The 12,368-nt window shown below is 56.4% G+C and carries 10 protein-coding genes; 6 read left to right on the top strand and 4 right to left on the bottom strand.

The features are described 5' to 3' along the window. Positions 1-40 precede the first annotated feature (40 nt). The 4 genes from Tel_13540 to Tel_13525 all read left to right on the top strand — a co-directional run bounded on the left by Tel_13540 (position 41) and on the right by Tel_13525 (position 5,328). Positions 41-2,125 carry a hypothetical protein gene (locus Tel_13540; GenBank protein ID ALP54071.1) on the top strand — a complete coding sequence of 695 codons (2,085 nt, stop codon included), beginning with the start codon at positions 41-43 and terminating at the stop codon, positions 2,123-2,125. Between the two features lie 110 nt (positions 2,126-2,235). After that, entirely contained in the window at positions 2,236-3,666 is a 1,431-nt protein-coding gene (locus Tel_13535; protein ID ALP54070.1) for a hypothetical protein, read from the top strand. 18 nt (positions 3,667-3,684) lie between these two features. After that, positions 3,685-4,059: a hypothetical protein gene (locus Tel_13530; protein ALP54069.1), complete on the top strand. Its 375-nt coding sequence runs from the start codon at positions 3,685-3,687 to the stop codon at positions 4,057-4,059. Positions 4,060-4,062: 3 nt separating this feature from the next. Further along, positions 4,063-5,328 carry a hypothetical protein gene (locus tag Tel_13525; GenBank protein ALP54068.1) on the top strand — a complete coding sequence of 422 codons (1,266 nt, stop codon included), beginning with the start codon at positions 4,063-4,065 and terminating at the stop codon, positions 5,326-5,328. Between the two features lie 11 nt (positions 5,329-5,339). On the opposite strand, the gene Tel_13520 is transcribed toward Tel_13525, so the two are convergent. From Tel_13520 to Tel_13510, 3 genes are read right to left on the bottom strand one after another with little or no spacing between them, the layout of a single operon-like run. Next, entirely contained in the window at positions 5,340-6,209 is an 870-nt protein-coding gene (locus Tel_13520) for a hypothetical protein (GenBank protein ID ALP54067.1), read from the bottom strand. Between the two features lie 30 nt (positions 6,210-6,239). Then, the gene (locus tag Tel_13515; protein ID ALP54066.1) at positions 6,240-7,406 is read right to left on the bottom strand and encodes a glycosyl transferase; all 1,167 of its coding nucleotides are present in this window, start codon (positions 7,404-7,406) and stop codon (positions 6,240-6,242) included. A gap of 59 nt (positions 7,407-7,465) precedes the next feature. Beyond that, positions 7,466-8,689, bottom strand: a complete 1,224-nt coding sequence (locus Tel_13510; GenBank protein ALP54065.1) for a hypothetical protein — start codon at positions 8,687-8,689, stop codon at positions 7,466-7,468. Between the two features lie 292 nt (positions 8,690-8,981). Between Tel_13510 and Tel_13505 the strand changes: the two genes are divergently transcribed. Then, on the top strand, positions 8,982-9,767 hold the full coding sequence (locus Tel_13505; protein ALP54064.1) for a hypothetical protein: 786 nt from the start codon (positions 8,982-8,984) through the stop codon (positions 9,765-9,767). Beyond that, positions 9,764-10,873 (top strand): hypothetical protein, encoded by a 1,110-nt coding sequence (locus Tel_13500; GenBank protein ALP54063.1) that lies wholly within the window; start codon positions 9,764-9,766, stop codon positions 10,871-10,873. The genes Tel_13505 and Tel_13500 overlap by 4 nt, the downstream gene beginning before the upstream one ends. A 65-nt stretch (positions 10,874-10,938) precedes the next feature. Here the strand turns inward: Tel_13500 and Tel_13495 are convergent, their stop codons facing one another. Beyond that, a complete protein-coding gene (locus Tel_13495; GenBank protein ALP54062.1) occupies positions 10,939-12,120 on the bottom strand; it encodes a hypothetical protein in 1,182 nt (393 codons plus the stop codon). Between the last annotated feature and the right edge of the window lie 248 nt (positions 12,121-12,368).

Genomic DNA, 12,368 nt, shown 5'->3' with positions numbered 1-12,368 from the left:
CCAATGAGGGGCCGGTGTTGATGCAAGGTCAGGTGTGCCTATGACCGATACCGATCGTCTCATTCTGCAGTCGTTGGCCGAAGGGTTCGGCGTGAGCCTGCTCGTTGGTGCAGTCATTACCTTGTTGATGCTGGCTAAATCACTCCGTGATTTCGCTCGAACAGGTCCCCAGATTGCCGAAGGCGTATTATCGCACTACCGGCTTTACTTGGCTTACGCCCTGGGGCGGCTTACATTTTACGCCTTCCTGATTTCCACTCTGATGGCCTTTGTCGGGAGCATCCTTTATGTGGGCGGTATGGCCCTGTTGGGCTATGATTTTGATATTACCGTCGCTATAGTCGCCGCTTCGTCTTCCCTGCTTGTTCTGAGCGGGCGTCAATTTCTGCGTAAGCTACTCTATTCGCCGGGCTTGATCGCTTCGTCCTCCCATTATTCCATGACGCACTTCTATGCCCTGTGGGAACAATTGACACCGGCGCGTCTCAGGGCCCTGGATATCGTGCTTTGGGGCGCAACCGCCGCTTGGCTCGGGGCCGCACTGGTGAGCTTGGCCGGCGCAGCGGACTGGCTCGGCTTTGGCCTCATACTGTGCATCTCCCTGGCCTATATCATCGTTATGTCGTTGTCCGCCTGGCAGCGTGAGCCGCGGCCAGTCAAGGCGCGTGGTGACCGGAGCCGTCCCAATATCATTATGATCGGCGCCGATACCCTGCGTGCCGACCGTGTAAACGGTATGGGGTATCCGCGCGAACTCACCCCGACCTTGGAGGCGCTGGCCGGCCGCGCTACCCGCTTTACCGATTGCTATGTGCCCTGCGCGCGCACGGCCCCCAGCCTGGCCTCGATGCTCACGGGTACTTGGCCCCACACCCACGGCGTGCGCGACAATTTCCTCTCGCCCGCCGATACCCATCTGCCGGTCGCCGCGCTACCCGATATTCTCAGGCGCCAGGGCTATCGCACCGCAGCGGTCGGGGACTGGGCCATTTCCGATTTGAACAAACTCGACTTCGGCTTCGAATATACCGAGATGCCCCATGACCAATGGAATATTAAATACCTGTTGCGGCAGGGGCCTAAGGACATACGTCTATTTCTATCTTTGTTTACGCAGAATCTATTCGGCAAGATGTTGTTGCCTGAAATCTATTATTTGGGTGGACATCCTCTGACCGAGGAGGTCGGGCGTGACACGCGACGTATGATTGCGCGTTTGGCGCAACGGGATGAGCCGTTTTTTCTGATGTCGTTCATGGCGACGACGCATCCTCCGTTTGCATCCAAGTATCCCTATTACACAATGTACGCCGATCGCGAGTATCGTGGTGAATCCAAGTTCGCCATGGCCAGGTTGCGCGATCCGTTCGAGATCATCCGCCGGCAGGGCGAGCCGAAGACCGAATTCGACCTGGATCAGATTATTAACCTATATGACGGCTGCGTGAAGAATTTCGATGATGAATTGAAGCGTATCTTGGATTATTTGGAAGACTCCGGGCTGTCTGATAATACCGTGGTGGTGATTTTCAGCGATCACGGCATGGAGTTTTTCGAGCATGAGACCTGGGGGCAGGGGAATTCGGCCATTGGTGATTTTTCTGCGCGGGTGCCCTTGATTATTGCTGATCCACGCAACCGGCAGCAACAGACCGTGTCCAGTGTGGTGCGGACGGTGGACTTGGCTCCGACACTGTTGGATTTGATCGGTGCGCCGCGTGACGGGGGGATGGAGGGGGTGTCGCTCGCGCGATTCATGCATGGTGAACCGGCGGATGAGGACCTGCCTGCATTCTACGAAACCGGCGTCTGGCTCACCGACCTGCCGGGCACGCCGGACGGACATTTGCGTTATCCCAGCTTGCCTGAATTGCTGGAGGTGCCGGACAAGGCGTCGGGAATGATTTCATTGAAGCCGGAGTTTCAAGACATCGTGGTGGCGGCCAAGGACCGTATGGTCAGGCTGGGGGAGTGGAAGTTGACATATCAGCCTCTTGAAGATGGGTCGATTTACCAGTTATTTAATATTCGTGAGGATCCGGCATGCCGGCACAATGTCATCGACCGGAATCCGGAGATCGCCGCTCGGCTCAAGTCGAAACTCGAGTGTTGGATGCACGATTAGAGTCTCAGATTCATGGCGAGACGTCGTGGGATGTCTACGTTCGGCAGGCTGGATGGATTGGGTGAGAACGATGTTTAGCGGTGTTTTCTTCGGCGCTGAAGGTGTCTGGTATGCAGAGTGAAGTAAAATATATATTCGTAGATCTTGATCGAACACTGGTGCGTACGGACCTGTTTGTCGAAAGCGTACTTAAGCTGGTCAAGGCGAATCCGTTGCGGATGTTTTCCTTGCTCATCTGGATATTGCAGGGTCGATCCTATGTCAAAGACCGCGTGGCGCGCCTGGTCGACCTCGACATGGATTATCTTCCCTTTGAAAATCAGTTGATCGATTATCTTTGGGAACAGAAGAATCAAGGCAGGAAGATTGTCCTGGCCACGGCCTCAAATCAGCGCTATGCACATCAGGTGGCCGAATATCTTGGATTGTTCGATAGGGTCATCGCCTCGGATGTGGAGCTCAACCTCAAAGGAATTAAAAAGCTGGCGGCGATCCTGCGAGAGGCGGATGGAGAGGGTTTCGCTTATGCAGGGGATAGCATTGCAGATCGTCCGATTTGGGCGGAGTCCTGCTCGAATATTCTAGTAAACGCGCCGCGCAGCGATGTTGAGCGTGCCAGGCGCCAGGGTAAGGCCGAGAAAGTCATCACCTCTCCCCACTCACTTGGTCAGGCCTTGCTCAAGGAAATGCGCATTCATCAGTGGGCTAAGAATCTTCTGGTGTTTGTCCCCATGTTCACCTCGCATGCCTATATAGATGTTCCGATGTTGATGTCGGCGGCGCTGGCCTTTCTATGTTTCGGTATCTGTGCCTCAGGCGTCTATTTTCTGAACGACATGTTGGATCTGGAGGCGGATCGTCGTCACCTCACTAAGCGCAACAGGCCGCTGGCCTCGGGCGAGCTGCCCCTGACCATCGGGATTGTCGGGGCCGGCGGTCTGCCCCTGGCGGCGTTTATCATCGCCTTGTTATTCCTGCCCTTGTCTTTCGTCGCTGTGTTGCTGGTTTACTATCTATTGACGAACGCCTATTCGTTTTTCCTGAAACGGATATCGACCGCGGATGTGATGACCCTGGCGGTGTTGTACACCTTGCGTGTGGTGGCGGGCTCCGAGGCGGTGAATATCGAACTCTCTTCGTGGTTGATGGCCTTTTCGGTCTTCGTATTCGTCAGCCTGGCTTATCTCAAACGCTACATTGAGGTGTCCGCCCTGTCCGAGACCGACGAAAAGGCGCATGGGCGGGGCTACTCAGCGGCGGACACCGAGACCATGTTCAGCCTCGGCGCCTCGACTATCACCGCCTCCGTGGTGATATTGGCATTGTATATCAACAGTGATGAAGTGGCCGTGCTGTACAGGACTCCCGAATTGTTATGGGGTCTATGCCTGCTGATGCTGTATTGGGGGAATCGTATTTGGATTGGGGCGCGCAGGGGGAAGATATTTGAGGACCCGGTGGTGTTTGCGATCAAGGACCGGGTGAGCCAAATGGTCGGCGCGGCATTCGTTGCGGTCGTGCTGTTGGCTCGATATGTTTAATTCTGAGTGGGGATCGATATGACATATCTTATTTTAGGCCTGATACTGCTGACGGTAACTTTGTCCGCATGCGCGCAATTGGCCCTGAAGCTCGGTGTGATGAGGAGCCACGTGCAGTCCGCCCTTGAGGGCGGTCTTATGGATGCATTGGTGGCGGTGGCGTTGTCCCCTCTGATATGGCTCGGCCTGTTGATTTACGGGCTGAGCGTGGGGATGTGGCTCTGGGTCCTGTCGAAAGTCGATCTTTCCATCGCCTACCCGTTCGTGGGCATCAGTTTTCTTGTCACCATGGCCTTCGGCGCCTTTCTTCTTAACGAAACGATTACGCCTGCGCGCATTGCCGGAACCATACTGATTGCGATCGGTTGTGTCCTGGTGGGACGCAGCGCGTAGCGGATGAGGCTTGCTGTGTCCGCCAATATGACCAAGGCCGGCGTCTTGCTGACGATATTGCTATTGTCGGCAGCGATCAGGCTCGCTGCCGTCATGGTGTTGGACATCGCGCCGGTGTCGGATTACGCCATCTACATGAGAATGGCGACCTCCATGCTGGCTACGGGACACATGAGCGACGGGATGGGTAACGTCGCCTTTTATAGCGCCGGATATCCCTTGTTTCTCGTTCCTTTTTTCGCGCTCTTCGGTGCTGGCGTGGAAGTGGTCGGTTTCGTAAACGCGGTCCTGGGCGTTGTCAGTGTGTTGCTGGTATACCTTTGCGGCAGGGAAGCGCTACCGAATTGGAAGTGGGCGGCCGCCGCGGCCCTGTTGTGGGCCGTTTATCCGCCGGCCGTTTTGTATACCGAATATGTGGCAAAAGAAAACCTGATGGTGCCACTGCTTTTGCTTCAGACAGTGATTCTGCTGCGCTACTCACGCCGCCCCGGTTTGTTTGCGGCGCTGACCCTCGGGCTTATATTCGGTATGGAATTGATGGTAGGCCCGGCGACCATACTAACCGGGGTATTGATCGGTGTGGTGGTGATCGGTTTCAATCTCCGCAAGCCGTCATTGTCCGGGTTGCGTTGGGCGCCGGCCCTGGGTTGTATTCTCGGCTGTGCGATCGCCTTGACACCTTGGTTGGCCTATACATATTCGGAACTCGGCCAGCCGGTGCTCAATACCAACGGTAGTTTTAATCTTTATCTGGGCAACAACGCCAATTCCTCGGCTGGCTTTGTCGGGATTCAAGACACGCCGATGGGGGCTGAGTGGTATGCCCTGCGCCGCGAGAAAGGACAGCTTGAGTCCATGGCAATCCTTCAGGACAAGGCCCTGGATTACATGTTCGAAAACCCAGTTCAAACGGCATGGCGCTCGCTCAGCAAGGTGGCGTATTTCTGGATGCCGCCCTTTCATACAGGAAAATTCGGTGATCAGTCGAGCCTGGAGTCGGCCGTGCGTTCCGTCTGGCTTGTTTATTATCTGTTTATTCTGACCACTGCCCTGCTGCCGCTGTTGTTTTTTAGGAAACTGGAGCGGTCACATCTCATTCTGTATGCAACTGTATTACTGTATTGCGCGATCCATGCGGCCAGCTATGTGATATTCCGGTACCGGCTTCCCGCCATGCCGATAATGTCTGTTCTGTCGGTCTACGGAATTTGGCTGGGGTATGCTTGGTGGATTGACAGGAATAACAGAAAAAAAGTTTTCTCTGATTAGATGGCCTGGTTCTATAGATCTACCGGCTTGTCGCCAATCCATGCGTCATCCTCAGTATAGCCCAGGCTGACCAACAGTTCGTTGGCCGATCCATAGAATAGCGCCCTGGCCTCTTGAGGTAATTTTGCCTGCCAGGCTCCATAGGAATCACGATTGATGGGTTTTGAAACGCCGAGATGAGAAGAGACTTTTGTGGACTTAGCCTTGGTCAAGATGTTGTCCTGCCAGGGTTCGCCTAACCATTGGAACAGCTCTATCAGGGCCTGTTGGGGGTTGTTGACCAGCGCCTCGTATTTTATCTCGTAATAGCGTGGGTCGTCCCGCCATGCTATCCCTTGCCTCGTCCACGATTCCCATAGCTGCACCGATTTGTCCCAGGGATTGATGTTATACCTATTGCCGAATGACGGCGGGTGATTGCGGATGGAGCAAACGGCGTCGCGACCATCTCTGACAATATGTATGAACCGGGACTTCGGAAAATAGCGGAATATGTTTTCTATCAAGGTCACGTTGACGGGCGACTTGTCACCCCATCGTTGTTTGCCGGCGTCCACAGCAAGCCCGGACAAGACCTTCTCTGAAAATTCCGGATAGCAGCGCGAGCGGCGATACAGTTCGCTTAACTCCGGCACAGATAGATTCGTTCTGCCGTGAATACGGCTAAGATTTCGGTTGCCGGACATCAGACCGGTTTCCAATGCCATAAAGATATTGTCGTGTGCATTGAGCAGGGAATAGAGCAGGGTGGTGCCGCTGCGCGGGCTACCGCCGCTGAATATGGCATTTGCGTCGCTACAAAACGCATTGTCGTACCAACCGAATTTCAGTCGGCCCAAAGAAACGGAGTTCACCAGCCTGGAGATGAATCTCGATTTCATATGCTTATATGGTCGTTCGCTAAGTGATGCTTATGGCGAGCTTGCGCCGATAAGCCTACGCAGGTTCTGGGCACGCCGTTCTTGAGTAAACTTTTCCAGCACGCGATCCCGGCCCTTTGTTCCGGTTGATGCCGCCAGCGCGGGATCGATTAAGTAGCTAATCAACGCTGCGGCGATCTCGTCCACGCTGTCGCCGTTCACCCGCAGCCCCGTCTCGCCGTGGGCCACTGCAGATCCCGTGCCTCCGCTATTCCCGGTAATCGAAGGTTTGCAGCTGGCCGCCGCCTCCAGATAGACCAGGCCAAAGCCTTCGGTGTCGCCGTCGATGTCCCGATTGGGCATGGCGAACACGTCGCAGGCGTTGTACCAGCGCGGTAAGTCTTCGTAGCTTACATGGCCGAGAAAATGAATGCGCTCCGCCACGCCGTATTCAGCGGCCAGTTCGATCAGGTAGTCGTGGTCTTCGCCGATGCCGATGAGGGCGTAATGGACATCGATCCCGTTGGCGAGCAGCTCCGGCAGCGATCGGATCACGTTATCGAAACCCTTGCGTCGCTGCAGCCGTCCCACCGAGAGGATGAGTTTTTGTTGCTCGCTGATGCCGATATCCTGGCGCAGGTCTTCATAGGGCAAGTCGGGTCGGAATCGCACTTCATCGGCGGTGGGATAGAGGGTGACGATTTTTTCGGGATTTACCTTGATCAGCGTGGCCAGGGTGTCATGGGTGAAGTCGCTGTTGGCGATGACCCAGTCGGCGTGGCGCAGGGCGAAGCACATGGCCTTGAATTTTTTGCCCCGTCCCCAGCCGGTCAGCTCCTCGCCGTGGGCGTAGATGATGACGGGGCGTCGTGTCAGCCGGGCCACGGCCCAGGCGGTAATGCCTTCAGGCAGGGCACGGCCGGCAAAGACCGCATTAATCGGCCGGGTAAGCGCGATGCCGAGAGAGCGGGAAAATAGCTTGATATACATCAGCGCCGACTCGGGCCTCAGCCAGGCATGGCGTTTCAGGCCCAGGCGGTGAATGGTGTTGGGATGGGTCTGATCGAACTCGTGGGCACCGGGCACCGCGGCGGTGACGATATGCACTTCCTTGCCGCCCAATTCGCGAAAATCGCCGTCAAACAGTACCGCTGTCCCACCGCTGGTGGGAAGAAAGATTTCGGTGAGCAGCAAGCACGGGAAGCTGTTTTTATTCATGTGGGGTTGTTTGGTTTTGTTTCATAATTGTGGTTACCAACGACGGGCGCGATGCCGTTCTATGAAGCCCGGTGCCCGAAGAATGTGGCGGCCCATTTTAGCACTAGATGCAGCCCGATGAAGCGGCTCAGCTTGCCGAGCCGGGGGATGTGGGTGATGCGTTCGGCGAAAACCGCCAGGCGTGGACCCCGTCGGTGTTCCAGCCAGTCCGGGTTGCCGGACAGCATGGCCCCGGCCAGCGCCTCGGTACTGATGAAACGTAGCCCGGGAAAGCGATTCAGCGCTTGTTGCAGCAGTGCGGCGAGCTCCCGCAGGGCGGGATCGACACGTTCCCGCTTACCCAGGAAATTGGCGCGATGGGTTTCCAACAGACAGGGGCGCGCCAATGCGGTTTTTCTTTCCAGGGCCGCCAGCGTTTCGCTTGCCGCATGACCGAGCATGGGTTCGAAGTAATCGTCCCGCACGAGGTAGTGTACTCCACGCCCTGTTTCAAGATTGTGAACACGGCCCTGGTAACAGGCCGGCTTGCCCTCGGCATCGCGACAGGTAATTTTGCGGCCCGGTGTTACCACGTATCTCACGCCCGCCGCCGCCCAGGCGGCTTCCACCACGTCGCTCCAGATAAAGGTGGGCGGTACCACGACCTTGGGTATATCTCCGAATATGCGCTGATACAGCTCGATCTCCTCGCCAACCGCTGTTTCAATGTCCCGTTCCTGCAAGGGGCGTGACGGCAGCGTGGTGGTGTCGATCCAGCGGCTTTGCAGATGAGCGGGGAGCTGTTCAGTGGATTGGGGCGTATCCTGTGTCAGCCAAAGTTGTACGGTCTCGTCCTCGCTGGCCATCAGGCTCGGCGGCCAGTAGTGCTCAAGGCCGTGCAATTGCACAGCGAAGACGCCTTGTTTGACGCCGTTTTCCATGGCTTCGCGCACTGCTGCAAATTGCGCATCGTCCAGGCCGCGCCGACGGTATTTGCCGCTGGCGCGGATGGCGGCGGCATCTGGAACGGCGAGTATTACGGCCAGGGTCATTACCGCCGGCTGACCGCGATGATCGCGGCAACTCGATAAAATGTCGGCAACCCGCTCCAGTGCCTCGGTTTGTTCCAACGGGCCGGCGCCCCAATCATCGCTCTCCACGATCAGCACGGGATGGCGCAACACCGGTTCGCGCCAGATGGCCCTCAGGGTGGGGGCAAAATAAATGATGATCAGCCCTAGCGGGGCCAGCCAGAGGGTGACGATGAGCAGCAGCCAGTTGAGGGGGTCTGTGGGCGGAAACATATAAGTCAATCGGCACTAAATACAGCTGGATCGGCGCCAAATATATCATGATCGGGCAGGTGGATGCGTGCTGTTGGCGTGGCCGGCGGTCCGCACGGGGCGTGCTATTTGGTATGATGCCGCTGGAACTGCCGTTGACGAAGATGTGTGGCGGTCTGGAATAATAAGGTGTGAATCTAGAATAATGAGTTTACTGGGTCGGGTGATAAGAAAAATCTCAGGCGCCGCCGGCGGGCCCCAGGTGCGTGAGCGAGTGATTGTTAAAACAGTCGATCGGGCGGCGCGTCAGGCGATGCCGCCCGGATTTATTGTCGGGGTGTATCGTTCCGGCACCACCTTGTTACGTTATGTCCTCGACAGTCATCCAAACATCGCCGTACCACCGGAGTCCAACTTCCTCAATGGCTTGGCCTCACTCCACGGCGACGAATGGTATCGCAAAGGGCTGCAGGGAATGGGGGTCGACGATCAAGGCCTGCAGCGCCATCTGCGCCGCTTCGCAGGGGCGCTATTCGATGATTATGCTGTGGCCAAGGGCAAGCAACGTTGGTTCGATAAAACACCATCCTATGTAGACATCATTGAATTTCTGCATGCCATTTTCGGGGAGCAATGCCGCTACATCATGCTCTACCGTCACGGCCTCGATGTGGCCAACTCCATGTCGAGGATGTATGAAAATGACGTCAATCGCGGGCCGGGTAAAAAATATGCCGATCAGTATCCCGGCGCCCCGCATCTGACTAACCTGCGCTATTGGATGGAGCAGTGCGAAAAGATGCTGGCCTTCGAGGCGGCCCACCCGGCGCAGTGTTTTCGGGTTAAATACGAGGAGTATTCCGCCGAGCCGGCGCGCTATCTGCCGCCGCTGTTTGAGTTTCTGGACGAGGCGTGGGATCCACAGGTGCTGGAGTTTTACAAGCAGCAGCACGATTACGGTCTGCAGGATTACAAGGCGGAGGAGTCCAAGGGTTTCATGCCCAATACCGGTACCTACCAATCCTGGCCGGAGGCGGAGATCGCCCAGGCCATGGAGATCGCCGGGCCGACGTTGAAGAAGCTTGGATATCTTTCTTGACCGATTCCGTTCGCGTGGTTCACCTTATTCAGGGGCTGGAGATCGGCGGCCTGGAGATGATGGTGGTCAATTTTCTGCAACGCCTGGATCGCAGCCGCTTCAGCCCTGTGGTCTGCTGTTTCGATACCCTGGGCGACCTCACGGCGCAGGTGGCCGATAGAGGGATTCCCGTGCATCTGGTGCAGCGCCGGCCGGGTGTGGATCTAGGCTACATCTTCACACTTGCCGCCTTTATACGCCGGACCCGGCCGCAGATCCTGCATCTGCATAATCCCACCGCCTTCTTTTACGGCACACTGGCGGGGAAACTGGCCCGAGTGCCGTGTATCGTTTATACCGAGCACGGGCGTGATTTTTCTTCGGGCTGGAAGACCCGGTTGGCGAATCGCGTGTTAGGCAAGCTGGTGGACCGGGTGGTGGCGGTGGCCGACTACGGCAAGCGTTATCTGGCGGAGGAAGAAGGTATCGCGGCAGCAAAGATCACCACTATTCATAACGGTATCGATGCCGCCAGATTCGCGCAGGATTACGACGTCGACGCCATTCGATCTGAGCTGGGCCTGACGCCCGATCAGCCGGTGATCGGCATCGTGGCCCGGTTGGACCCGATCAAGAACCACGCCCTGTTGATTCGCGCCATGGCCCGGCTGGCGAAGCAGCGTGCGGATGCGGTGCTGCTGATTATCGGTGACGGGCCGCTGCGCCAGGAACTGCATTCCCTGCGCGATGAGTTGGAGTTGGCCGGGCAGATCCGCTTTTTGGGGGCGCGTTCCGATGTGCCTGAGTTGCTGAGCGCCCTCGACCTGTTTGTCCTGTGCTCCAAGAGTGAAGGTTTATCATTGACCTTGGCGGAGGCCAGTGCGGCAGCCAGGCCCATTGTCGCCACCGATGTGGGGGGTAACAGTGAGGTGGTGGAGGACGGCGTTTCAGGGGTCGTGATCCCTTCGGATGATATTGAGGCGCTGGTCGCGGCGCTTCTGAAGATTGTGAGTGATCCCGAACTTGGCCGGAAAATGGGTAGGGCAGGGCGCGAACGGTTTGAGCGGCAGTTTACCCTGGAGGGGATGGTGGCCGCTTATCAGGAGCTGTATTCCACCTGTCTCTGATTTCTCCGTATTTTTAGAATTGGGAGCGCCGTCCAATTCGTATGGTTATTCGGCTGTGCTGCTTTTTATGGTTTCATTGCTAGGGCATCAAGCCAGAGCTGTTCCATGCGTTCCATATGCGCCGGCCAAGAAAACCTTTCCTCGACTACTTTGTGTCCTTGTCTGCCGAGTTTATTTCTCATTTCCGCGTCTGCCGCCAAGCTGGTCAGATAGTTCAACGCCCGATCTTCATTGCCCGGTTCATACAGATATCCTGTTTCCCCGTGAGTGATGAGTTCGGGCACCGCGCCTGAATTGCTTGCCACGACCGGTTTATATGCCGCCATCGCTTCGGTAATCACCAGACCGAAAGACTCATCGACACCGGTATGCAGCAAAATATCCGAATTGGCTAATTGTTTTCGTACCTGCTCATGGGTGAGCGTGCCATGGAATATTATCGACTCTCTATAGCCGAGCCGATTCGCCAAACTTTCGAGTTCTGCCCTTTCCGGACCATCGCCGATAATGTGGTAAATGCAGTCATGAAATTTTTGTTTCAATCGGCTGAATATTCTTATACCTTCATCGATGCTCTTTTCCCTGGCGAGCCTGCCGATAGAGATGAGTCTGGGGGCTGAGTCTGCGGTGTCGGGTTGCCTGTCGGGAAACTCCGATAACTCTATACCGTTGTAGATTACCCGGAGCCTGTGCTCGCTGCCGGTTCTTTGCGCCCAGATCCGCTGGCTGGACCTGCTCACCAGCGCCAGTGCCGCGGCGCGCTGCTGAAGAGCTTGTAGACTATGGAGGCTCCTGCGCCGTAACTGCTCATGATTGTTGTGCACCGTGATAGTCAAGGGGATGTCCAGAATTTGACTTAGGGGCATGCCGACCTCAAAGGCCCAGCCGGCGAAGTTGGCATGAATGAGGTCAAGCCGCGGCAGCCTGGATAGGGCATGGCAAAAGAACGTCTTACGCCTTTCCGCCAGCCGCCGGCCATACACGGCGACGTCGGCGGCGGAACGCACACGGCGTCCAAAACGGCATAGGCTCGGTGCGAACAACCGGCTGTTTGCGTAGTCACCGTAGAGCAAATGGGCCGGGTCCGGCATGCCCAGTCGTGCCGCCAGCGTTGCTCCAGCCTTATCACCGCGGTTCGATGCCAGCACATAGACTTCATTTCCCGCGGCAATGGACGCCGCGATTTCCCTGATGACAAATGTATGGGTGGAGTAGGGATAGCCACCGGTTACGATCAACTGGCGCATGTTGGAATTATTATTATCATGTTGGAATTATATTCTGCCATCGGGCCTGATCACGGCAACTGCCAGAATATATTAGGAAAAGTGCCATAAGTCGACCTAAATTAAACCTTGGAACTTCAATTTTTCCGTCCGAATAGCCGTTGAAAGGGGGCGGGCAGCAAGGGTGGATAAAGGGTACCGCCCGCTTTAACGCATGCCGGCAACTATAACTATTCTGACACGGGGGGTTAACGTCCCCTTTAAATGCG

Origin of the sequence: Candidatus Tenderia electrophaga (genome assembly GCA_001447805.1) — a bacterium.
Classification (GTDB): Bacteria; Pseudomonadota; Gammaproteobacteria; order Tenderiales; family Tenderiaceae; genus Tenderia; species Tenderia electrophaga.
The sequence above is the reverse complement of the archived record's forward strand: the minus strand, read 5'-3'. Positions and strand labels throughout refer to the sequence as shown.